This is a genomic window from Glycocaulis sp., from assembly GCF_051859565.1.
Lineage (GTDB): Bacteria > Pseudomonadota > Alphaproteobacteria > Caulobacterales > Maricaulaceae > Glycocaulis.
Genome location: NZ_JBHYFK010000007.1, coordinates 141,090 through 163,640, shown reverse-complemented (window position 1 = coordinate 163,640; position 22,551 = coordinate 141,090). Strand labels below are relative to the sequence as shown.

The following is a 22,551-nucleotide window of genomic DNA, read 5'->3' as shown; positions in this document are numbered from 1 at the left end:
GGTTGGTACGCAGCCGGTCTAGCTGACACCAGCGCCGTTGGCCACATCCGCGTGCTCCGGCACTTCCAGCAAGACCACATTTCCCGCGCTGTCCGTTACGCCGAGCACCAGCACTTCAGAGCGCACAGGGCCAATCTGGCGCGGCGGAAAATTGACCACCGCCAGCACGCGCCGTCCCGGCAGGTCTTCCAGTCTGTAATGGGCTGTTATCTGCGCGGATGAGCGCTTTTCGCCTACGCCTTCACCAAAATCGATCCAGAGCCTGTAGGCTGGCTTTCGCGCCTCCGGGAACGGTTCGGCGCGCGTGACCGTGCCTAGGCGGATATCGGCGGCGAAGAAATGGTCCGGGCTGATTTCACTGGCAGGCGGGTCGGAAGGACGGCGCATCAGCCGTCAAGGCCCGCAGGCTCGGCCCCCGGCTTGCCGTCCGCACCCAGCACGATCTTGTCAACTTTGAGCTGCGCATCTTTCAGCCGCGCCTCGCAATGGGCACGCAGCGCAGCGCCGCGCTCATACATGGCGATGGATTTCTCCAGCTCCACATCCCCGCGCTCAAGCTGCTGGACAATGTCCTCCAGCTCTTTCAGCGCGGCTTCAAATCTGAGTTTGGCGTTACCGGATGGGTTCGAGTCGGTCATGTTACCAGAGTGACAAGCGCCGCGGCGCACGTCCAGTGGCGAGAACGCTAGCTGCGCCCTTTGAGCTCGTAGCGCCGCCAGGACCAGTAATCATCCCCGCCATCGCGCACGCAGACATAGCCATGGCGTTTGAGCACCGGGCGCAGCATGCGGTTGAACCAGCCATGGGCAAACAGGGCCACATCGCCGTGCTGGGCGGCCTCGATGAGGATGGCGGCGGCTTCCTCGGCGCGGGTTTCGGCCTGCGCGCGGGTTTCCTTGCCGCGCGCCATGCCGAGCCACCAGGTGCAGCGGGCATAGACGCCCCAGGTGCGCGCCTTGAACCGGCCCGGAATGGGTGGAGGCGGCAGCGGCGCTTCAATAAAGACCGAGTTCTGCGTGATCTCTTGCGCGCCGACGCAAGCCTGCGCGGTTTCAATCGCGCGGATCAGGGTGGAGGCATAGACCGAATGGGCCTTTCCAGCGGCCTCGCACAATGCCTTCGGCGCGCTCTGCCCGTTTTTCAGACCCGCAAGGTCATAATCGGCCCACCATTTCTCATAGCCGCGCCAGTCCAGCACCATGCGGCGGTCCGCATCGGGTTCACCGTGGCGGGCAATGATGATGGAGCCGGGCAGGCGCGTGGCAACGGTCTGTTTCATGGTGCTTTTCGGAGATAGATCAACAAGGACTGACAAGCGCTGGTCCCCGTCAGGCCGCCTGCAGCGCGCCAATAAAAGCCGCAACCGACCGTTCAAGCGCCGGGCAGTCGTATCCGCCCTCAAGCACGCAGACAAGCCGGGAGTGCGCGCTTTCCTGTGCAAGCCGCGCCAGAGCGGTGCCTGCACGGGCGAAATCGCCCTGGTCCAGAGCCAGCCCTGCAAGGGGATCATCCTTGTGCGCATCAAATCCGGCAGAGACCAGCAGCAGGTCAGGCTGGAAGGCGCGCACCGCCTCGATCAGCTCGTCCAGCGCGGGATGCCAGGTCTCGCCGGTTGCGCCTGCGGGCAGGGGCCGGTTGGCGATATTGCCGTGACGGCCGGTCTCATGGGCTGCGCCGGTGCCGGGATAGATCCAGCCCTGATGGACGGAGGCGAAAAACAGGCGCGGTTCGCGCTCGGCTGTGGCCTGGGTGCCATTGCCGTGATGCACATCGATATCGATGATTGCGACGCGGGAAAGCCCCCTCACCTCCAGCGCGTGCAGCGCCCCGACGGCAATCTGGTTGAACAGGCAAAAGCCCATCGCCCGATCAGGCTCAGCATGGTGGCCGGGCGGGCGGCAGCCGACGAACACCGCCTCGGCCTCCCCGTCCAGCACCGCGTCGACACCTTCAATCACCGCGCCGCACGCATGCAGCGCTGCATCCAGCGAGCCGGGGCTCATCCAGGTGTCGGCATCCAGCGAGACATGACCCTCGGCGGGACTGGCAGCGAAAACCTGGTCGATATGGACTGCATCATGCACGCGGGCCAAAGCCTCGCGCGTCGCGGGCGAGGCTTCGCGCGGTGACAGCGGCGCAAGGGCGCGGGAAACGGTCTCAAGCCGCGCCACGCGTTCGGGATGGCCGTCCGGCGTTACGTGGTCAAAGCCGGTGGCAGAAGTGATGGCAATCGTGCGCATGGGCACGTGTCTGCCATCACCTCACACCGTTCACAAGCAAATTGCCACCCGGGCTTAAAGATGCGCGCCGCTGCCATTGACCGCCTTCGGGGCGGCGGCGTGGGCCGAAACCATAGAGGGCAGCATGTAGAAGCCGGGCTCGAACTCGGCATAATTGCAGGTGATTTCCTCACCCGCCGCAATGTCGCAGATCGCATAGCCGAACACCGAGTCCCGGAAATCGGTATTGGGCTGAAGCGAGTGGTTCATGTGCCGGCCATTATCCGCGTCCAGCACCAGCATCCCGGCCTCTTTCGGGTGCGGATAGGTATAACGCTCGACAAAGCGGCGGATGCTTTCGGGAAGATTGGGCAGCTCAGCCTCGCCAATCAGCCGGTCAAAACCCGGCTCAAAGCGGTAGATGAGCTGTCCCTTGCGGATCGGTTCAGCCGCAAAAACCCCAACGCCTTCAATGGCACTGGGACCGACAAAGGTGTCGATGAGTAACATGGTGCAAGAACGCCAGAACGCGCCCGTGCGTCGACGCGGGCGGGTAAAGGGGCAAGGGGCGATTCAATGCCCCGTGCAGAGTGCGACGCTCCAGCGCCTATGATGCGCGAATAAGGAAAAAATCAAGCGGGATTTTCGGGGCAGACCCCAATTCAGAGCGCGGCGCGTATTTTTTCCGCAAGTTGTTCCAGCTCCGCCGGATCGGCCATACCCGCCTTGCCATGTCCGGCAATCTCCTCGCCTTCCACGCGCGGGATGATGTGGAAATGAATGTGGAATACGGTCTGCCCGGCGGGCGCGCCGTTGAACTGGGCCACGAACACGCCATCCGGCTCCAGCCCGCGCCGTACGGCAGCGGCAACGGCCTTGACCGCGAGAATGGATTTTTCCGCCGCTTCCTCGGACAGCTCGAACAGATTGCGCGCGGGCTCTTTCGGGATCACCAGCACATGGCCCGGCGCCTGCGGGAACGCGTCCATGATGGTCAGCGTGTGCTCATCCTCTCGAACCTTCACACACGGAGCCTCCCCGCGCAGGATTTTCGCGAAAATATTCTGGTCGTCATAACGGCCATCAAGGCTCATGGCGGGTCTCCTGCTTGTCTTGCATGTGCTCGTACCCGATGGAGCGGATCCTCGACAGAAAATCTCCCTCCACGGGACCGTCCGGATCATAACCCAGCTCCTCGGGTGAAAAAGGCTCGCGCCCACCCGGCCGCCAGACTTGGCCGCAATCAACACATTGGCGACGTTTTGACGGCACCGGAAACCCCGTCAGCGTCACAGCAAAATTCGTCAGAATTGTGAGCAGCCAGTTGGTCCGGGGGTGGCTTTCGCCTCCGCAGACAGGGCAGTCAGGCATGTCGTCACGCGCCTCATCATCACCCCTTTGCTCAAACGTTTTCCTTTCCGCCCACCCTCGATCGATCAGATCCAGATATTCGCGTGCAGTCTGCAGGTCAGCCTCAGCGACGTAAATTGGGAAGCCTCCCAGCGCGAAATGATAGGCAGGGTTCATCTGCGCGAGGTGCTCATTGCCCATGAAGGCGTAAATTCCCTGCCCGTTGAGCGCTGCGACCATTGCGGTCGCAGCGTTGAAGCTCAGGGGATTGGCAAGCCGGACAAAGCTCATACCCCCGATTTAAAGGGCGAATCCGCGTCGAGAGAAGCGATTTCTGAGAGCACCGCCTGCCGCTCACGGCTCAGATAGCGGTCAATGGCGCTGGCAAGGCCCTGATGGGTGAGGAAATGGGCGGAACCGACCGCCTGCGGGCGGTAGTCGCGCGCCAGCTTGTGATGGCCCTGCGCGCCCGCCTCCACGCGTTTCAGGCCATGAGCAATCGCGTAGTCAATGGCCTGATGGTAGCAGAGCTCGAAATGCAGGCTGTCCTGGCCCTCCAGACAGCCCCAATAGCGCCCGTAGAGCGCCTCCGAGCCAATGAAGTTCAGCGCGGAGGCAATCCACTGCCCGTCCCGGCGCGCCATCACCATCAGGACATGCTGCGCCATGCGCTCATGGACGAGCTGGAAGAATTCGCGGTTGAGATAGGGCGTGCCCCATTTGCGCGCGCCGGTGTCCTGATAGCAGGCAAAGAACACATCCCAGTGCTCTTGCGTCAGCTCCGCGCCGGTGAGCGCCACGATCTCAAGCCCGGCCTGCGCGGCCTCGCGCTCCTTGCGTAGTGCCTTGCGCTTGCGTGAGGCGAGATCACCCAGAAAATCATCGTAAGAGCCATAGCCGCGATTATCCCAGATGAACTGGATGTCGAGGCGTTCGCAAAGGCCCGATGCGGCCAGCGCCTCGCGCTCCGAGGCATCAGGAAACAGCACATGCCATCCCGAAGCATTCCATTGCCCGGCGACGGATTTGGCGGATGCGGCTAGCGCCCGGCGGATGCCTTCATCCGCCGCCAGTACGCGCCGTCCGGTCACGGGCGTAAACGGCACGGCCGTGACGAGTTTGGGATAGTATTCGCCCCCTGCCCGGTGCAGCGCGTCGGCCCAGGCATGGTCAAACACGTATTCGCCATAGGAGTGGGTTTTCACGTAGAGCGGCAACACGCCAACAATTCCGCCCGCGCCGTCTTCAGCGATCAGATGGCGCGGTATCCAGCCCGCCTCCTCGCTGACGCAGCCCGATTGCTCCAGCGCTTCAAGAAAGTCCCAGCTCAGGAACGGATCGAACGGCGCACCCGCCGGGTTGGCAATGGCGTCCCACGCCTGTGGTGTGGTCTCCGCCAGCCCTTCGATCATGCGCACGCTGATTTCAGACATTCATGCGTCTCAATACTTGCAGTAGGTGAGCGAACGGGCTTGTCTCTCGCGCTCATATAGAGCGGCAACGCAACAAGTTGGAGGAGACATCTGTCATGGGCGCAAGGCTGTCAGGAAAAGTCGCATTTGTAACGGGCGGATCACGCGGGATCGGCGCGGCCATCTGTCAGGCATTTGCCGATGAGGGCGCAACCGTGGTGCTGACCTATGGCGGATCGAAGGACAAGGCCGAGGCGGTGGCCGCGGCCATCAACGCCAAGGGCGGCAAGGCAGAGGCCGTCGGCTGCGACGCGCGCAAACAGGGCGAAACTGCCCGCGTAATGAGCGCGGCGGCGGAGAAGCACGGCCGTATCGACATTCTGGTCAATAATGCCGGCATCGCGCGCGAAGTAACCTTGCGCAAGATGAGCGATGAGGACTGGAACGATGTGATGGCGGTCAATGTCACCGCGCCGTTCGAGGCCATCCGCCTTGCCGCCAACATCATGGAGCCGGGCGGCTCGATCATCACGGTCGGGTCGATCCTGGGAGACCGCGCGCCCTCGCCCGGCCTTGGCTCTTACTGTGCCTCCAAGGCCGCCGTGCAGCTTCTGACCAAGGCTGCTGCGCGCGAGCTGGGCCGCAAGGGGCTGCGCGCCAATGTCATCCAGCCGGGCCCCATCGATACCGACATGAACCCGGCGGACGGCGAGACCGCCGACCTGCAGCGCATGATGGTGCCGCTGGGCCGCTATGGTAAAGCCGATGAAATCGCGAGTGTCGCGGTGTTCCTTGCCAGCGACGAGAGCAGCTTCGTCACCGGCACCACGATTGATGTCGCAGGCGGCCTGACCGCCTGAACCCAGCCGGAGCATTCCCAGCGCCATGATTTTCCTGCACCCGGCCTTGCTGCCAAAAGGACCGCTCATGGCGCTGGATCCCGGCACACGCACAATTGGCGTTGCCGCGTGCAATTCAGACCGTACGCTGGTCAGCCCGATTGAGACGATTGAGCGCATGAAATTCTCCGAGGACGCCGCGCGGATCTTCAAGCTTTATGACGAGCGCGCCTGCAAGGGGCTGATTATCGGCCTGCCCCTGCACATGGATGGCGGTGATGGACGGCGCGCACAGTCTGCCCGCTCGCTCGCCACCAATCTCCTGCGTCTGCGTGACCTGCCGATTGCCTATCAGGATGAGCGGCTTTCCACCTTCGAGGCGGGTGAAACCCTCTCCGAAGCGGGCATACCCATTCACCGCCACAAGGAAATGATCGACGCCGAAGCCGCCGCCGTGATCCTCGAGGACGCGCTCCTGCGTATCGCCGAAGGCGTGCCGGAAGCATGAGCCCGGTCGTCATCGCCCTTTTCCCGGTGTTTGGGGTGATCGCTCTGGGGTGGGCCTTGCGCCGGTCCGGGCTGGTGGCAGCGCCGCTCTGGGGCGGAATCAACAAGCTCTCCTATCAGGCGCTGATGCCCGCCTTCCTCTTCATCACGATCAGCCGGGCCGATTATGCCAGCGTACCGGCGGGCAGCTTCATGCTGGCGGCGGCTGGCGGATTTCTGGCCATGGGCGTGATCATGCTCGCCTTCCGCCTCCTGCCCATGCCGGGGCCGGTCTATACCAGCCTCTTTCAGGGCGGGGTGCGCTGGAACGGCTTCGTGCTGCTGGCGCTCGCGCCTGCCGCGTTTGGCGAGGAAGGCGCAGCGCTGGCCGCTCTTGCCTTTGCGCCTACCGTGCCGCTGGTCAATGTGATGTGCGTGGCGGTGATGACCGTGTGGGGCAGAAGCGATCACGTGCCCAACCTGAAACGCGTCGGCCTGCGCATCATCACCAACCCGATCATTATCGGCTGTCTGGCAGGCCTTGCCGCGAATGTGGCCGGCGTGTTCCAGAGCGGGCCGGTCGCCGACACGCTGGACCTTGCAGGGCGCGCCTCCCTGCCGCTCATTCTTCTGACCATCGGGGCGGGGCTGGATTTCACCTCCCTGCGCGCCCGTCCCGGCATTATCTCGCTCTCGGTGACGGCGAAGCTGCTCATCGCGCCTGCAGTCTTCTACGCGCTGGGCATTCTGCTGGGCGTGGAGGGCGTAGCGCTGGCCGTGCTGGTAGGGATCGGCGCGACACCGGGCGCAGCCGCCGCCTATGTGCTGGCGCGTGAAATGGGCGGGGATGCGGAGATGATGGCAGGCCACGTCACCGCCACCACCCTGCTCGCCGCCATCACCATGCCCATCTGGATAGCGATTGCCGCGCTATGACCCTGCACATACTCGCCGTCTTCTTTCCGGCCTTCGTGCTGGTCGCCCTGGGCTACGCACTTCGGCGCTGGCAGGTCATTCCTGACGGTCAGTGGCGCGGCATCAATCTTCTCAATTACCGCGTACTTCTGCCTTGCATATTGTTCGTGACCATCGCGCGCGCAGACCTGACGCAGGCCGGCGCCCTGCCCGTCATCGCCCTGTCAGCAGGCGGAATTTTGCTGGCGCTCATCCTGTCGCTGGGCGTGGCAAGACTGCTCAAAGCCACAGCCCGCGAGACGGCGGCGCTGGTGGCGGTGTGCTGCGTGTGGAACGTGGTCCTGTTCTTCACGCTGGCTGACCGGCTGCAGGGGGCAGCCTCCACGCAATGGACAGGAACCATCGCAGCGCCCGCGTTGGTGCTGGCGACCATCATCATCGTCATGGCCTTTGCCGGCACGCGCGATGGCGGCATGCGAAAGGCGCTGCCTGCTCTGGCGAGGGACCCGGTCCTGATAGCCTGCCTGCTGGCCGTGGCCACCGCGCTGATCTGGCCGCTAATGCCCCCGCTAATGACCGCAGAAGCGGTGGACACCCTGCTCTCTCCGCTGGATCTCGCGGGATACGGTTCGCTGGCACTGGTACTCATCTGCATGGGGGCGGGGCTGGATTTCGCAGCCCTCAAGGGCCGCATCCGTCTACTGTTCAGCGCGGCGGCGATCCGGTCGGTTGTCATCCCGCTATTCGTGCTCGTGGCCGCAGGCATGCTGGGCATAAACGGCAATGCGGAAACCCTGCTGGTACTGGCCACGGGCGGGCCATCAGCGGCGTTTGTGTACGCGGTGGCTACCGAGTTCGACGGAGAAACCGGGCTGACGGCCGGCATGATCACGCTCACGGTTCTGGCCAGCGCGATTGCCCTGCCGGTCCTCACCGCGCTGACGCTTTTGGGTTAGGGTCTATTGCCGGGCGGCGCGCACACCACTATACCGCGCAACCGCAATCGAGGCGGAGTGCTTGAATGGGACAGGGTGAATACAGCTACACCTTCCCCCATCGCGGACTGATAGCGGCGTCCGCTCTCAACCGCGTTGATCTGGAACTCATTTTCGACAGCGCCCGCGCGCATCTCGCCCGCAACCGGACCGAGGACAAGAAGCACCCCAGCCTTAAAGGGCTGACGGTCATCAATCTGTTCTTCGAGGCGTCCACGCGCACGCTCGCCAGCTTCGAGATCGCCGCCAAGCGCCTTGGCGCGGATGTGGTGAACTTCTCCGCTGGCAATGCCTCGCTGAAAAAGGGCGAAACGCTCGCCGACACCGCCAACACGCTGGCGGCCATGCAGCCTGACCTGCTGGTGGTGCGCCATCAGAGCCCCGGCGCGGCGGAGTTTTTCCAGCGCACGACCGGCATCTCCACCATCAATGCCGGTGACGGCGCCAATGAGCACCCGACACAGGCCCTGCTGGACCTGTTCACGCTGGGCGAACACCTCGGCGATATCGGCGGCAAGCGCATCGCGATTATCGGCGATATTCTCCATTCACGCGTCGCGCGTTCCAATGTCGCCCTGCTCTCGCTGATGAATGCCGATATCCGCCTGTGCGGCCCCGCCAGCCTGCTGCCCGCCGATGCCGACCGCTGGGGCGCATCTGTATTCCATTCGGTTGAGGCGGCCATTGAGGGCTGTGACGCGGTGATGGTGCTGCGCCTGCAGCGCGAGCGCATGAGCTCCGGCCTGATCCCGTCTGCACGCGAATACGCGGCAATCTACGGCCTCGACCATGCCCGCCTGTCGCTGGCCAATGAGGGCTGCATCGTCATGCATCCAGGGCCGATGAACCGGGGCATCGAAATCACATCCGCACTGGCCGACGACACGGACATTTCCGTCATTCTCGATCAGGTGGAGGCAGGCGTCGCCGTGCGCATGGCGGTGCTGGAACTGCTTGCAGGGCGCGGCATGCAGGAGATGGTGCCATGAGCGGCGGTATCTTCATCGCGGGCGCGCGCCTGATCGACCCGGCATCGGGGCGCGACAGAGAAGGCGATCTGCGCGTCGAGAACGGCGTGATCGACGCTATCGGCCCCGGTCTCTCCCCGGATGCGGAAGACCAGATTATCGAGGCGGATGGTGCGGTGCTCAGCCCGGCCCTCATCGATATCGGCGCGCGCGCCGCTGAGCCGGGCCGCTCCGGCATTGAAAGCCTCGACACCACCATCCGTGCTGCTGCCGCAGGGGGTGTCGGCACGCTGGTCCTGTCCTCATCCAGTGGCGCTGGCCTCACCCGGCCTGAAGACATTGACTGGATCGGCTTTCGCGCCCTGCACGCGCCGGTGCGCCTCTTGGGCGCGGCGCGCACGCATACACAAGCTGGCGACATGGCCGAGATCGGTCTCATGCTGCGCGCCGGTGCGGCGCTGGTCTCTGATGGCGGTGATCTGATCGCGGACACCCGCTTCCTGCGCAATCTTTTAAGCTATGCCAGCGCGTTTGACGCCTGGGTGGGGCTGACGGCGGAAGACATGCATCTCTCCGCCGGGACCATCGCCCATGAAAGCGCGATGGCAGTGCGCCTCGGCCTATCCGCGCGTCCGGGCATTTCCCAGCGCCTTGGCGTGGAACGCCTCGCTGGCCTCGCCGAGCTGACCGGCGCGCGCATCCTCTTTGAACGCCTGACGACCGCTGACGGGCTCGACGCGTTGAAAGCCGCCCGCAAGCGCGGGCTGGATGTCGCTGCCAGCGCGCCGCTCACTCATTTGCTCTTCAACGAAGTGGATATGGGCGGGCTGGACCCGGCCTACCGGCTCGACCCGCCTCTGCGCAGCGAAGCCGACCGGCAGGCGCTGCTGGCCGCCATCGCTGACGGGCTGATTGACGTGATTGTCTCCGACCACACGCCGGTCGCGCTGGAGGCCAAGGCCAATCCCTTCTCCGATGCGGCGCCCGGATCATCCAGCCTTGAAGCTTTGATCCCCGTCCTGTGTACGCTGGACGCCGACGGCCAGTTGCCGCTGGCCGCGGGCCTGAAAGCCCTCACCAGCAATCCGGCCGAATTGCTGGGCCTGCCGCAGGGGCGGCTGGAAGAAGGCGCGCCGGCCGATCTGGTGCTGTTCGACCCGCAAACGCCCAATGTTTACGGCAAAGACGGGCTGGAAAGCCCCGCGCCATCCGCCTTCTCGGGCCGCCGCCTCCAGGGCCGTGTCTTGCTGAGTATCGTTGACGGGGCCATGGTGTACGCCCGGCCCGGATTTGCGGAGTAAGCCTCTTGCCAGCCGAACTGTTTCTGATCCTCGCTGCGATTGGCGGCTATCTGCTCGGCTCCATCCCCTTTGGCCTGGTGCTGGTAAAGCTCGCAGGGCTGGGCGATATCCGCACGGTAGGCTCCGGCAATATCGGCGCGACGAACGTGCTGCGCACGGGCCGCAAGGATCTCGCGCTCGCCACTCTGGTGCTTGATAGCGGCAAGGCGGGCATCGCCGCGCTCATCTTCACCTTCGCCGTCTCGCCCACTGCTGGCCTCATCGCCGGCGGCGCAGCCTTTCTGGGCCATTGCTTCCCGGTCTGGCTCGGCTTCAAGGGCGGCAAGGGCGTGGCGACATTCCTTGGCGTCCTGCTCGCCGTGCTGTGGCCGGTTGGCCTGCTGGTCTGCGCCACATGGCTCGGCATGGCGCTGGTTTTCCGTATCTCGTCCCTTAGCGCGCTGACCGCTTCAGCCTTCGCGCCGCTGCTGGCGCTGGCCTTTGGCCGGCCGGACGTGGCGCTACTGGCCCTGTTTCTCGCCGCGCTGCTGTGGTGGCGGCACAAGGAGAATATCGCGCGCCTCGTTCGCGGTGAGGAACCGCGCATCGGGGCGAAGAAGGCGTGAAGCGCACGCCGCTCAGCCCCGCCGGGCGCACCGCCTGGCTGAGACTGGCGCGCACGCGCGGGGTTGGCCCCGTCACCTTCAACGAGCTCATCAAGCGTTTCAAGACCGCCGAAGACGCTCTGGATGCCCTGCCCGCCTTGGCGAAAAAGGGTGGCCGCTCGATCGCGCTGGTGCCTGCCTCACGCGATGAAGCGGAGGCCGAACTCGACTGGCTGGACAGGATCGGCGCGCGGCTATTGTGTGCGTGCGAGCCGGACTTCCCGGCGGGACTGGCCGTACTTGATCCGCCCCCACCCGTCATCACCACTTTAGGCCCGCTTGATCTGACTGACCGCACGGCCTGCGCCATCGTAGGCGCGCGCAGCGCATCGGGCGTGGGTTTGCGCTTTGCCGGTGATCTGGCACGCGGCCTCGGTGAGCACGGTATTGTCGTGGTCTCCGGTCTGGCGCGCGGCATAGATGGCGCGGCACATGCGGCAACGATCAACACGGGCACCGTGGCGGTGCTCGCGGGTGGGCTGACCAACGTCTACCCGCCAGAGCACCGCGATCTGCACGCGGCCATCGCCGGACAGGGCCTGCTGGTCAGCGAATCCCCGCCCGGCTACTCCCCGCAGGCGCGCGACTTTCCACGCCGCAACCGGCTGATCTCCGGGCTGTCCATGGGCGTTGTCATCGTGGAAGCCGCCGAGCGGTCCGGTTCGCTCATCACGGCGCGCTATGCGCTCGAACAGGGGCGCGAAGTGATGGCCGTTCCCGGCTCCCCGCTCGATCCCCGCGCCAAGGGCACCAACCGGCTCCTGCGCGAAGGCGCAGCCCTGATTGAGTGCGCCGATGATGTCATCACCATCCTCTCCGGCCTGCGCCGGGACAATGTGCAAGAGCGCGAACGCGCCGGTTATGAGGACGAACCCTTGCTGGATACAGAGGACAATGGCGCCACCGATGCCGTTCGCGAACGCGTTGCCGCCCTGCTCTCGCCCGCGCCCATCTCACGCGACGAGCTGGTACGCCTGTCTGGCGCGCCTGCCCGCATCGTGGCCGCTGCTCTGGTAGAGCTGGAACTGGCCGGACGCTGCGAAGTGGACCCCGGCGGGATGGTGCGCCTAGCCTGTTGATGCCATCCGGCCGCTCCCGTCAGCGTCCTTCTCCGATAGAACGGCGTCCAGTGCTCGGTCTATCGCCAGTTTTGACTGCTCCAGTCCGGCGGTGTCCGCCAGTGCGGCCATCGACCGCAACAGGTCGATGAGGTAATCGGCAACCAGATTGGATGACGCACCGGCCGGCAAGTCTGTTGAGTCGTTTTTCATCGGAGAGGAACCCGCTCAATCTGCTGTCCACCCAGTTAGCGGAAAATTGCTTAACGTGCAATTTATAACGCTCACACCTTTAACTTGCATCTTGCGATGACGATATCCGGCCATGTTGACTTGCGCCGGAACCACCCCCACTTTCGCGCGCCGGGCGGCCAGCCCCATCCCTCATGCAAAGGGCCTATAGCATTTCATGACTGTCGTCGTCGTTGAGTCGCCTGCCAAGGCCAAGACCATCAACAAATATCTGGGCAAGGATTTCACCGTCCTGGCCAGCTTTGGCCATGTGCGCGACCTGCCCGCCAAGGATGGATCAGTACGGCCCGACGAAGACTTCGCAATGGAGTGGGAGATCGATTCCCGGTCTGCCCCCAAGGTGAAGGCCATCGCCGACGCCCTCAAAGATCACGACACGCTGATCCTGGCCACTGACCCGGATCGCGAGGGCGAGGCCATTTCCTGGCACTTGCTTGAAGCGCTCACGAAGCGCCGCGCATTGAAGGACAAGACGGTCAAGCGCGTCGCCTTCAACGCGATTACCAAAAGCGCCGTGCAGGACGCCCTCGCCAACCCGCGCGATGTGGATATGGAGCTGGTGGAGGCCTATCTCGCCCGCCGCGCGCTCGATTATCTGGTCGGCTTTACGCTCTCGCCCGTGCTGTGGCGCAAGCTGCCCGGCGCACGCTCTGCGGGCCGTGTGCAATCGGTGGCGCTACGCCTGATTACCGAGCGCGAAGGCGAGATTGAGCGCTTCACACCGCAGGAATACTGGTCCATCGAGGCCGATGTCCGCGCCGACGGCTCCGATCCGTTCCGCGCGCGCCTCTCCCAGTTTGACGGCAAGAAGATCACGCGCCTGACCATTGGCGACGAACCGACCGCGCGCGCCGCCGAGGCGGCGGTGAAGTCTGCAGACTTCACCATCGCGGCGGTCGAGGCCAAGCCGACAAAGCGCAATCCGCCCGCGCCCTTCACCACCTCCACCCTGCAGCAGGAAGCCTCACGCAAGCTGGGATTTGATGCGGCGCGCACCATGCGCGTGGCGCAGCGCCTCTATGAAGGCATCGATATTGGCGGCGAGACGACCGGCCTCATCACCTATATGCGGACCGACGGCGTTTCGATGGATGGCAGCGCCATTCATCAGGCCCGCAAGGCCATCGGTGAGCGCTATGGCGAAGAATACGTTCCGGACGTGCCGCGTGCCTATTCCTCGAAGGCCAAGAACGCGCAAGAAGCCCACGAGGCGATCCGTCCGACCAGCTTCCTGCGCCATCCCTCATCGCTGCGTCTGGAAGCCGATCAGGCCCGGCTATACGAGCTGATCTGGAAGCGCGCGGTCGCCAGCCAGATGGAAAGCGCGCGTCTGGAGCGCACCACGATCGATCTGGAAGCGGATGGCGGCAAGCTCGCCCTGCGCGCCACCGGCTCTGTCGTCACCTTCGACGGCTTCTTCGCGCTCTATCGCGAGGGGCTGGACGATGATGCCGATGAAGACGGCGAAGCGCGCCTGCCTGCGGTGAAACAGGGCGCTAGCGGCAAGGCCGCGCAAACCTTTACCGAGCAGCACTTCACCCAGCCGCCGCCGCGCTATACCGAGGCCACGCTGGTCAAGAAGATGGAAGAGCTGGGCATTGGCCGGCCTTCCACCTACGCCTCCGTGCTCTCGGTCCTGCGCGACCGCGATTATGTGCGCATGGAAGACAAGCGCTTCGTGCCAGAGGACAAGGGCCGGGTCGTCATCGCCTTCCTGGAAAACTTCTTCACCCGCTATGTCGAATACGACTTCACGGCGGACCTGGAAGACCAGCTCGACAAGGTTTCGGCCGGCGAGATGCCCTATAAGGAGCTGCTGCGCCGCTTCTGGGAGCATTTCTCGGCCAACGTGGAAGGCATTGCCGATTTGCGCGTCGGTCAGGTGATCGATGCGATGAATATCGCGCTGGCCCCGCTGATCTTCCCGGCCCGCGAGGACGGCAAGGATGCGCGGCTCTGCCCGTCCTGCAATGAGGGCACGCTGTCGCTTCGCCTTGGCAAGCACGGCGCATTTGTCGGCTGCTCCAACTATCCTGACTGCCGCTATACCCGCCCGCTCGGTGGCAATGGCGAGGGGCAATCCGCCATCGAGGGTGATGGCGAGATCGGCACCCACCCCGAACACGGCCAGATGATCTATCTCAAGGATGGGCGCTTTGGCCCCTATCTGGAGATGAAGCTGGAGGGCGAGGACAAGCCGCGCCGCTCCTCCCTGCCCAAGGGCTGGGACCCGGCTTCCATCAATCTGGAAAAGGCGGTCATGCTGATCGATCTGCCCCGTCAGGTGGGGCCGCACCCCGATGATGGCGAGATGATCGAGGCCGGGCTTGGCCGCTATGGCCCCTTCGTCAAGCACGGCAAGACCTACGCCAACCTGCCTTCTATCGATGAAGTGTTCGAGATCGGTATCAACCGCGCCGTCACGCTGATCGAGGACAAGAAGGCCAATGGCGGGCGCGGACGCGCCAGCGCGGAACCGCTCAAAGAGCTGGGCGAGCATCCCGATGGCGGCCCCATCCAGGTCATGGCCGGGCGCTATGGCCCCTATGTGAAATGGGCAAAGGTCAATGCCACCCTGCCGAAGGATGTGACGCCGGAGACCGTGACTCTGGAACAGGCCGTGGAACTGATCAACGCCAAGGCCGGTTCTGCCAAGGGCAAGAGCAAGGCACCGGCCAAGAAGAAGACCGCAGCGGCCAAGAAGCCGGCGGCGAAGAAAGCGGCCTCGGCCAAGAAGCCTGCCGCAAAGAAGACAGCCGCCTCAAAGGCGAAAGCAGGAAGTAAGTGAGCCGCGAAAATGATCCGTTCCGCGATGGCGGGTTTACCCGCGAAGCCCTGCTGGAAGCGATCCGGCTGGGCGAAGGCCGCTTCACTAAGCGCGAGATCGCGCGGTCTCTGGCCTTGCGCGGGGATGCGAAGATTGCCCTGAAATCCGCGCTCAAAGTGCTGGAAACAGATGGCGAGATCACCCGCACAGGGCAGAAATCCTATGCCATACGTGGCGGCCTGCCGCCCGTGACCGTGGTGGAGATCGTCGACCGGGATGTCGATGGCGAGATGCTGTGCCGCGCGGTGCGGGGCGTCGGCGAAAGTCCCGTCATCCGGCTGGCGCCCGGTCAGGGCAAGGGCGGCAGGCGCGAAAGCGCGCTGGGCATTGGCGACAAGTTTCTGGCGCGCCTGGAAAAGGACGGCGATGAATACTTCGCCACCGTCATGCGCACGCTCGGCCAGTCTGCGCACCGCATTTTGTGCGTCTATCGAGAGACCGGGCGCGGCGGCGCGCGGCTGGTGCCGGTGGACCGGCGCACCAAGCACGAGCTGATCCCCGCCAAGGGCGAAGGCACAGGCGCGAAGGATGGCGATCTGGTGATGGTGCGCCTCGCCTCCGAACGCGCGCACGGGCTCAAGACCGGCGCCATCGAGGAAGTCATCGGCAGCGCGGACAGCCCGCGCGCCGGGTCGATCATCGCCCTGGCCGAACATGGCATCCCGCAAGGCTTTGGCGATGCCGAAGGAAAGGAAGTGCGGGCCATCAAGCCGGTGACGGCCAAGGACCGCGAAGACCTGACCGGCATCCCCCTCATCACCATCGACCCGGCAGACGCCAGGGACCATGACGATGCGGTCTGGGCTGCACCGGACGATGATCCGGCCAATAAGGGCGGCTGGGTAGTTATCGTCGCCATCGCAGACGTGGCCGCCTATGTGCAGGGCGGTTCAGCGCTCGACAAGGGCGCGAGGAAGCGCGGCGTGTCGGTCTATCTGCCAGACCGTGTGGTGCCGATGCTGCCAGAGCGCCTGTCCAACGATCTGTGTTCGCTGCGCGAGGGCGAGAACCGTCCCTGCCTCGCCGTGCGCATGGTGTTCGACCGCAATGGCAACAAGCGCGCCCACCGCTTCCTGCGCGGCTGGATGCGCTCGGCGGCCAAGCTCTCCTATGAGGAGGCGCAGGCCGCCATTGACGGCCAGGGCACCGGCAAAGCGGAAACGCTCAAAAAACACGTGCTCGAACCCCTCTGGGGCGCTTATGCCGCGCTTCAAAAGGCGCGCGCGGTGCGCGAGCCGCTGGAAATCGATGCGCCCGAACGCAAGGTACGCATTGGCGAGGATGGCTCGGTGATCGCGGTGGAACGGCGCGAACGCTTCGACGCCCACAAGCTGATCGAAGAGATGATGATCCAGGCCAATGTCGCCGCTGCAGAAGCACTGGAAGCCGCCCGCACGCCCCTCATCTATCGCGTCCATGACGAGCCCGGCACCGAGAAGATCGAGGCCCTTTCCGACTTCCTGCCGACCGTGGGGCTTAGCTGGGCACGCGGTGAACGCCTGACGACCAAGCGCTTCAATCAGGTGCTGGAGCGGGCAAAGGACGGGCCGCACTACGAGACCGTCAACGAGGTGGTGCTGCGCAGCCAGTCACAGGCCATCTATGACACGCGCAATCTGGGCCATTTCGGGCTGAATCTGGAAAAATACGCGCACTTCACCTCGCCGATCCGGCGCTATGCAGACCTCACGGTTCACCGCGCGCTGATCCACGCCTTCAAGCTGGGCCGCGACGGCACGACCGACGAGGAGCGCGCCTCGCTGCAGGTGATCGCCGAGGAGACGACCTCGAATGAACGCCGCGCCATGGCCGCCGAGCGCGACGCGACCGACCGCTTCATTGCCGGCTTCCTCGCTGACCGGGTGGGCGCGGAATTTGAGGGGCGCATTACCGGCGTCACCCGCTTTGGCGCCTTTATCCGTCTGAGCGAAACCGGGGCTGATGCGCTCTGCCCGGTATCGCGGCTGGGCCGGGAATATTTCCATCACGATCCGTCCGCACACGCCCTTATCGGGGAGAATACCGGTGCAACCTACCGGCTGGGCATGAATGTCAATGTGCGGCTTAGCGAAGCAACACCCGTGACGGGCGGCCTGCTGGTGGACATACTGACCCCGCCTGAACCGGGCAGAAAGCCGATGGGGCGCCGCAAGGGCGGACGCCCTCCGGCGGGCCGGGACAGGGGCAACAAGTCCAGACGACGGCGGTAGAGACCTTAAAAAACGTGGCTAAAGACAATCCTTTCGACCCGACGCGCCATTCGGAAGGCAATGAACGCCCCGGCGTGAAACCGCACCCTTCCGTGCGCAGGCCAGCGCTGGCCGCTTCCCTGATCCTCACGCGCGAGCGTGCCAACGGAACGACCGAAATCCTGTTCGGCCGGCGTTCGGGCGAGCATGTCTTCATGCCGCGCAAATACGTATTTCCCGGTGGACGCGTAGACCGGACGGACGGCTACGCGCCGCTGGCCAGTGAACCGGCGGAACCCGTGCTAGACGTGCTGACCCGCTGCATGACAGAGCGCAGGGCCCGCGCGGCCGCAGCCGCAGCCATTCGCGAGACGGCAGAAGAGACCGGCCTTCTGATCGGCGAAAGCGCGCCCATTGCACGGGCGGGCCCGCAATGGAAACCCTTCGCGCTGGCCGGGCTCGCTCCGGCCGCCGCGCCGCTGGACCTGGTGGCGCGCGCCATCACACCGCCCGGCCGTCCGCGCCGGTTTGACGCCTGGTTCTTCCGCGCATCGGAAGAGGCCGTTACCGGACGCACCGATGATTTTCTGGCTGCGGAGCTGGAAGATTTACGCTGGGTATCCCTGGAGGATACCGGCACGCTGGACCTGCCCATCATCACCCGCTTCGTTCTGGCCGAGCTGGCTGGCCACATGAAGGGCCCTGCCCCGGTACGCTGCGCGCGCGTGACGCCGAAAGGTCCGCGCGTCGACGAGCTATGAGCGCGCCGCGCCAGAAGCAGCGTGCGCGCCCTGCAGCCGGTATTTTTGTCGTCGACAGCGCCACAGGCCGCTTCGCCCTGCCCGCCGTGCCAGACGCGCTGCCGCTGGCGTTTTCGCCAGTGAGCGCGCGTGCCGCCGTCAATGTGGGCGATGACCCCGATATATCGTCACGCGCCCTTGGTGTTCGCAGCCTGCCTGCCCGTGCATTCACCGACACGGCGTTAAGCGCGGCGCATGCACAGCTGGGCGTGCTGTTCGCCTCTCCCGCGCACCATGCCGTAGCGCTGACGCCGCAGCCGGGCCTGTGGGGACGCGCAGCGCGCCACGGCCTCGCCCCTGACCGGCACAGCCTCATCTATCTGGGCCGAAGCATGCTCGCCCTGCCGGGTGGTGGCCGCTGGCATGTGCGCCTGTTTGCCATTGCCGCCTCGCGCGCCGTGCAGGCACTCTTTCCCGTGGCACCCGGCGGACGGGCCATCTGGGTTGAGGAAGAGGCCTTAGAGGCACGTCTGGGCCTTGCCGGGCTTGCCCCTTTCATACCGCTTGCGCGGGCTGCGGCATCCGGCGTGATCATCAGGCCGATGCATGTGCGAAAACTGGCGGGACGGCTGCTTACGACCCGGCTATAGACTGGCCCCATGGCTCTCTCATTCCTCATCAGCGACACTCACGCGCGCACCCGTTCGCTCTTCGTGGCGATCATGTGCGGAGGGCTGGCCGGGTGCGGCTTCGGCCTGCTCATGCCGCTCATTTCGCTCAATCTGGAAGCGATGACGGGTTCTGGCGCGCAAGCAGGTGTCAACGCCGCCGCCGCCGCGCTGGCCATGATTCTGGCGACCCCCTTCATCCCGGGCCTTTTCACGCGCATCAGCCCGCGCGCGCTGCTGGCCACCAGCCTGGCGGTTATCGCGCTTGGCATTCTGGTGTTTCCAGCCGTGCGCGATGTCTGGGTATGGTTTGGCACGCGCTTTGTTATCGGCATTGCTGTCACCATCGTCTTCATCGCCAGCGAGACATGGATCAACCAGCTGGCAAAGCCCGAACGGCGTGCCTCCTTGCTGGCGGTGTATGCGACCGTATTGTCAGCAGGGTTCGGCTCTGGCGGGCTGCTGCTGGCGCTGCTGGGCGCAGAAGGCTGGGCGCCCTGGATAGCCGGAGCGGCGATCTATGCGGCGGGCGTATTGCCGGTTGTGTTCCTGCGCGGTCCGGGCCTGATACCGCCCAGCCGGGATGAGGGCAGCCCGCTGGCCATGCTCACCACGGCGCGCCTTGCTCCGGCGGCGATTCTTGCCGGTTTCCTGTTCGGGGCGCTGGAGAACAGCTTCTTTGCCCTCATGCCCGTCTATGGCGACCGGATAGGCCTGACGACCGTGATGGTGGGCCTGCTGATGACCACTGGCGCGCTGGGGGCGCTCTGCATGCAGATCCCCATCGGCAATTTTGCCGACCGGGCAGGACGCATGCGTACACTGGCGCTGATTACCGGCGGCGCGGTTGCCATACCGCTGCTCATCATCGCGTCGAGCGGGTTCGGCTTTGCCCTCTTCCCGCTCATCTTCCTCTATGTCGGCCTTGCCAGCGCCTACTACACAGTCGGGTTGTCCGTGATCGGCGAGCGGGTTCAGGCAGGCCAGCTGGCGGCAGCAAATGCGGCCTTCATCTTCGCCTACGGTTCGGGATCATTGTTCGGGCCGCCACTGGGCGGCCTCGCCATGGACTGGATCAACCCGCACGGCTTCCTGCTCGCACTCAGCGTGATTGCGGCAATCTATCTGCCGATTGCGCTGAGAAACTGGCGACGCTGAACCCGGCTTGTGATCAGGTTTCGGAGATTTCCAGCCGACGTTCGATGCGATTAAGGCGTGCCTGAAGACGCCAGCGCGCCTTCATGTGCGGCATCGGTGGACATGAACGCGGTCAGGTGCTGACGCAGGCTAGTAAGGCTGATCTTCACATCGGACATATCGTTCTGCAGCGGTCCCACTTGGGTTCGCAGCGCCTTCAGGTGTTCAAGCAAAAGCTCGTTTGTAACGTTGTCTGCCATAAACCTAGTCCTGGGCGCACGACGTCAACAACCCATTCGCGGGATCAACGCCGAAAACAGAGTATACGGCTTCATTGGCTTTCAGTCACTTTTTCCCGCAATCGTGTCCATGAGCTGGCGGAGCTGAACGCATCACCGCCATTGACACCCATACGAACATGCGTATTTTCGCGCGCTCGCGAAGCGTCAGGTCCGGTCTGGCGCGGCAATCCAGTTTCAGGTGAGTGACATGGCCAAGCCGACAACCATCAAGATCCGCCTCAATTCGACGGCTGGCACGGGTTACTTCTACGTGACCAAGAAAAACGCGCGTACCATGACCGAGAAACTCGTGCTGAAAAAGTACGATCCGGTCGCGCGCAAGCATGTCGAGTTCAAGGAAGGCAAGATCAAGTAGATCTGCCCCTTACCGCATCTGCCGATTTGAGGAAGGCCGCGTGATCGTCACGCGGCCTTTTTCTGTGCCGCCATCACCTGATTGCGACCGGACGCCTTGGCTTGATAGAGCGCGGCATCGGCGCGCGCGACCAGACGCTCTGGCGTATCGCCATGCATGATCTCGGCCACGCCGGCACTGGTTGTCACATCCACTGTGATTCCCGCATTCGCCAGACGGAAGGGGGTACGCGCGATCGCTGCCCGCACCCGCTCGGCGGCTTCCACCGCTTCCCTCTGGGTCGCACCGGAGAGCACGACCATGAATTCCTCGCCGCCATGACGCCCGGCAATGTCGAGCGCGCGCAGCTGGGCGTTCATGCGTTCGGTGAAGGCGCGCAGCACCTCATCTCCGGCCTGGTGGCCCCAAGTGTCGTTGATGCGCTTGAAATGGTCGATGTCAAACAGGATGACCGACACCGTCTCGGCGGCGGCCTCCCAGGCATCGACAGCCTGACGCAGGCGTGAGCCCATATAGCGGCGATTATAAAGCCCGGTCAGCGGATCAATGACCGCCATTTCCAGGCTCTCTTCCAGACGCTCGCGAAGCTGCTCGGCATAGCGCTTGCGCTTCAGCTGGGTATTAAGGCGTGCGGCAAGCTCGCCGGGATCAACCGGGCGCGTCACCACATCGCTAACCCCCAGATCCAGCGCGCGGACCATGTCCTGCGGCGTATCGGGATCAACAACACAGATAATCGGCGTGTGCCGGGTTACAGCGTCGGAGCGGATGCGCGCACAGACCCGCAAGGCATCAAACTTTGCCGTCGCCAGATCGATCAGCACCAGCTCGGCACCGGCGCGTGCGGCCTTGACCACGCCTGCCGGATCGCCAATCGGGCGCGGCGCAAATCCCTTGGGCAGTTTGGCAGACAGGCGCTCGGCGGCAATATCATCGCCAGCGGCCACGATAACAATCGCCGGACCGTCCAGATCACCGTCCTCGACGCCATCATCGGCCAGCGCGCCCTCATGGCGCAGGCGCAGCTCGTCGAGCACTTCCTTCAGGCGCAGGAGCGAGCGCACGCGGGCAAACAGGGCAACGTCGTTGACCGGCTTGGTGAGGAACTCGTCCGCGCCAGCTTCCAGCCCCTTCACCCGGTCCTCGCGCTGATCCAGCGCCGTTACCATGATGACGGGGATATGCCGTGTCGCGGCATCAGCTTTCAGGCGGCGGCAGGTTTCAAACCCGTCCATGCCTGGCATCATGATGTCCAGAAGGATCATGTCCGGCATGGTGTCGCGCGCCTTTTCCAGGCACTCAAGCCCGGAAGATGCCAGCACGACATCAAAATACTCAGCCGACAGGCGCGCTTCCAGCAAGCGCCTGTTGGTCTCGATATCATCGACTACGAGGATGCGCGCACTCATGGGTCTGGCGCCTCCCTATCCGATAAATTTCCGGATTGTCTCGATAAAGCTCGTCACCGTGATGGGTTTGGAGAGATAGCCCTCACACCCGCCCTCGCGGATGCGCTCCTCATCACCCTTCATGGCAAAGGCGGTGACGGCCACGACCGGGATACCGGAGAGGTCTTCATCGCTCTTGAGCCATTTGGTGACGTCCAGCCCGGACACTTCCGGCAACTGGATGTCCATCAGGATGAGATCGGGGCGGTGCTCGCGCGCGATATCAATGGCCTTCAGGCCCTCCCGGGTCTGGAGGGTCTCGTAGCCGTGGGCCTCGAGCAGATCATGAAATAACTTCATGTTCAGCTCGTTATCTTCAACGATCAGAACTTTTTTGGACATGACCTGCAGCATGGCGACCGCGTGCTTCCCCCGTTTGCCCCGCCTTTGGCGTGGACCTTTTTCCATCCACTGCCGAGTAGACACCATTTTCCTTAATCAACGAT

The 22,551-nt window shown here is 64.4% G+C and carries 26 protein-coding genes; 14 read left to right on the top strand and 12 right to left on the bottom strand.

Annotation, left to right across the window (positions count from 1 at the left end):
• Positions 1 to 18: 18 nt before the first annotated feature.
• The 8 genes from ACTIGC_RS11585 to ACTIGC_RS11550 all read right to left on the bottom strand — a co-directional run bounded on the left by ACTIGC_RS11585 (position 19) and on the right by ACTIGC_RS11550 (position 5,002).
• Positions 19 to 387, bottom strand: coding sequence for a tRNA-binding protein (locus tag ACTIGC_RS11585; RefSeq protein ID WP_439634556.1), 369 nt, complete (start codon positions 385 to 387; stop codon positions 19 to 21).
• Positions 387 to 638: an exodeoxyribonuclease VII small subunit gene (locus ACTIGC_RS11580; RefSeq protein WP_439634555.1), complete on the bottom strand. Its 252-nt coding sequence runs from the start codon at positions 636 to 638 to the stop codon at positions 387 to 389. Before ACTIGC_RS11580 ends, ACTIGC_RS11585 begins: the two co-directional genes overlap by 1 nt.
• 47 nt (positions 639 to 685) lie before the next feature.
• Complete coding sequence (locus tag ACTIGC_RS11575) at positions 686 to 1,279, bottom strand: histidine phosphatase family protein (protein WP_439634554.1); 594 nt, start codon at positions 1,277 to 1,279, stop codon at positions 686 to 688.
• A gap of 49 nt (positions 1,280 to 1,328) precedes the next feature.
• Positions 1,329 to 2,240, bottom strand: coding sequence for a histone deacetylase family protein (locus tag ACTIGC_RS11570; RefSeq protein WP_439634553.1), 912 nt, complete (start codon positions 2,238 to 2,240; stop codon positions 1,329 to 1,331).
• A 54-nt stretch (positions 2,241 to 2,294) separates the two neighbouring features.
• A complete protein-coding gene (locus ACTIGC_RS11565; protein ID WP_439634552.1) occupies positions 2,295 to 2,729 on the bottom strand; it encodes an SET domain-containing protein in 435 nt (144 codons plus the stop codon).
• Between the two features lie 152 nt (positions 2,730 to 2,881).
• The gene (locus ACTIGC_RS11560) at positions 2,882 to 3,313 is read right to left on the bottom strand and encodes an HIT family protein (protein ID WP_439634551.1); all 432 of its coding nucleotides are present in this window, start codon (positions 3,311 to 3,313) and stop codon (positions 2,882 to 2,884) included.
• Positions 3,303 to 3,860: a hypothetical protein gene (locus ACTIGC_RS11555; protein ID WP_439634550.1), complete on the bottom strand. Its 558-nt coding sequence runs from the start codon at positions 3,858 to 3,860 to the stop codon at positions 3,303 to 3,305. Before ACTIGC_RS11555 ends, ACTIGC_RS11560 begins: the two co-directional genes overlap by 11 nt.
• On the bottom strand, positions 3,857 to 5,002 hold the full coding sequence (locus tag ACTIGC_RS11550; protein ID WP_439634549.1) for a GNAT family N-acetyltransferase: 1,146 nt from the start codon (positions 5,000 to 5,002) through the stop codon (positions 3,857 to 3,859). The genes ACTIGC_RS11555 and ACTIGC_RS11550 overlap by 4 nt, the downstream gene beginning before the upstream one ends.
• A 95-nt stretch (positions 5,003 to 5,097) precedes the next feature.
• Between ACTIGC_RS11550 and ACTIGC_RS11545 the strand changes: the two genes are divergently transcribed.
• From ACTIGC_RS11545 to dprA, 8 genes are all read left to right on the top strand, one after another.
• Entirely contained in the window at positions 5,098 to 5,841 is a 744-nt protein-coding gene (locus tag ACTIGC_RS11545) for an SDR family NAD(P)-dependent oxidoreductase (protein ID WP_439634548.1), read from the top strand.
• A 25-nt stretch (positions 5,842 to 5,866) separates the two neighbouring features.
• Positions 5,867 to 6,328 carry a Holliday junction resolvase RuvX gene (ruvX, locus tag ACTIGC_RS11540; RefSeq protein ID WP_439634547.1) on the top strand — a complete coding sequence of 154 codons (462 nt, stop codon included), beginning with the start codon at positions 5,867 to 5,869 and terminating at the stop codon, positions 6,326 to 6,328.
• Complete coding sequence (locus ACTIGC_RS11535) at positions 6,325 to 7,242, top strand: AEC family transporter (protein WP_439634546.1); 918 nt, start codon at positions 6,325 to 6,327, stop codon at positions 7,240 to 7,242. Before ruvX ends, ACTIGC_RS11535 begins: the two co-directional genes overlap by 4 nt.
• Complete coding sequence (locus tag ACTIGC_RS11530) at positions 7,239 to 8,177, top strand: AEC family transporter (RefSeq protein ID WP_439634545.1); 939 nt, start codon at positions 7,239 to 7,241, stop codon at positions 8,175 to 8,177. Before ACTIGC_RS11535 ends, ACTIGC_RS11530 begins: the two co-directional genes overlap by 4 nt.
• A gap of 65 nt (positions 8,178 to 8,242) precedes the next feature.
• The gene (locus ACTIGC_RS11525; protein WP_439634544.1) at positions 8,243 to 9,205 is read left to right on the top strand and encodes an aspartate carbamoyltransferase catalytic subunit; all 963 of its coding nucleotides are present in this window, start codon (positions 8,243 to 8,245) and stop codon (positions 9,203 to 9,205) included.
• Entirely contained in the window at positions 9,202 to 10,485 is a 1,284-nt protein-coding gene (locus ACTIGC_RS11520) for a dihydroorotase (RefSeq protein WP_439634543.1), read from the top strand. The genes ACTIGC_RS11525 and ACTIGC_RS11520 overlap by 4 nt, the downstream gene beginning before the upstream one ends.
• On the top strand, positions 10,473 to 11,090 hold the full coding sequence (gene plsY, locus ACTIGC_RS11515) for a glycerol-3-phosphate 1-O-acyltransferase PlsY (protein WP_439634600.1): 618 nt from the start codon (positions 10,473 to 10,475) through the stop codon (positions 11,088 to 11,090). Before ACTIGC_RS11520 ends, plsY begins: the two co-directional genes overlap by 13 nt.
• Positions 11,087 to 12,208, top strand: coding sequence for a DNA-processing protein DprA (gene dprA / locus ACTIGC_RS11510; protein WP_439634542.1), 1,122 nt, complete (start codon positions 11,087 to 11,089; stop codon positions 12,206 to 12,208). Before plsY ends, dprA begins: the two co-directional genes overlap by 4 nt.
• On the opposite strand, the gene ACTIGC_RS11505 is transcribed toward dprA, so the two are convergent.
• Positions 12,197 to 12,400, bottom strand: a complete 204-nt coding sequence (locus ACTIGC_RS11505; protein WP_439634541.1) for a hypothetical protein — start codon at positions 12,398 to 12,400, stop codon at positions 12,197 to 12,199. The two genes, dprA and ACTIGC_RS11505, sit on opposite strands and share 12 nt — an antisense overlap.
• Positions 12,401 to 12,596: 196 nt before the next feature.
• Between ACTIGC_RS11505 and topA the strand changes: the two genes are divergently transcribed.
• The 5 genes from topA to ACTIGC_RS11480 are packed head-to-tail and all read left to right on the top strand — an operon-like array spanning position 12,597 to position 20,021.
• Positions 12,597 to 15,227 carry a type I DNA topoisomerase gene (gene topA, locus ACTIGC_RS11500; RefSeq protein ID WP_439634540.1) on the top strand — a complete coding sequence of 877 codons (2,631 nt, stop codon included), beginning with the start codon at positions 12,597 to 12,599 and terminating at the stop codon, positions 15,225 to 15,227.
• A complete protein-coding gene (gene rnr / locus ACTIGC_RS11495; protein ID WP_439634539.1) occupies positions 15,224 to 17,476 on the top strand; it encodes a ribonuclease R in 2,253 nt (750 codons plus the stop codon). Before topA ends, rnr begins: the two co-directional genes overlap by 4 nt.
• 14 nt (positions 17,477 to 17,490) lie before the next feature.
• Positions 17,491 to 18,216: an NUDIX domain-containing protein gene (locus ACTIGC_RS11490; RefSeq protein ID WP_439634538.1), complete on the top strand. Its 726-nt coding sequence runs from the start codon at positions 17,491 to 17,493 to the stop codon at positions 18,214 to 18,216.
• Complete coding sequence (locus ACTIGC_RS11485; protein ID WP_439634537.1) at positions 18,213 to 18,845, top strand: hypothetical protein; 633 nt, start codon at positions 18,213 to 18,215, stop codon at positions 18,843 to 18,845. The genes ACTIGC_RS11490 and ACTIGC_RS11485 overlap by 4 nt, the downstream gene beginning before the upstream one ends.
• A gap of 9 nt (positions 18,846 to 18,854) precedes the next feature.
• Entirely contained in the window at positions 18,855 to 20,021 is a 1,167-nt protein-coding gene (locus ACTIGC_RS11480; RefSeq protein ID WP_439634536.1) for an MFS transporter, read from the top strand.
• Positions 20,022 to 20,071: 50 nt separating this feature from the next.
• Here the strand turns inward: ACTIGC_RS11480 and ACTIGC_RS11475 are convergent, their stop codons facing one another.
• On the bottom strand, positions 20,072 to 20,260 hold the full coding sequence (locus tag ACTIGC_RS11475; RefSeq protein WP_439634535.1) for a hypothetical protein: 189 nt from the start codon (positions 20,258 to 20,260) through the stop codon (positions 20,072 to 20,074).
• 229 nt (positions 20,261 to 20,489) lie between these two features.
• On the opposite strand from ACTIGC_RS11475, the gene rpmG reads away from it, so the two are divergent.
• Positions 20,490 to 20,657, top strand: coding sequence for a 50S ribosomal protein L33 (gene rpmG, locus ACTIGC_RS11470; protein WP_009800672.1), 168 nt, complete (start codon positions 20,490 to 20,492; stop codon positions 20,655 to 20,657).
• A 47-nt stretch (positions 20,658 to 20,704) separates the two neighbouring features.
• Here the strand turns inward: rpmG and ACTIGC_RS11465 are convergent, their stop codons facing one another.
• A complete protein-coding gene (locus ACTIGC_RS11465; protein WP_439634534.1) occupies positions 20,705 to 22,066 on the bottom strand; it encodes a PleD family two-component system response regulator in 1,362 nt (453 codons plus the stop codon).
• 15 nt (positions 22,067 to 22,081) lie between these two features.
• Positions 22,082 to 22,447, bottom strand: coding sequence for a response regulator (locus ACTIGC_RS11460; RefSeq protein ID WP_145962654.1), 366 nt, complete (start codon positions 22,445 to 22,447; stop codon positions 22,082 to 22,084).
• Between the last annotated feature and the right edge of the window lie 104 nt (positions 22,448 to 22,551).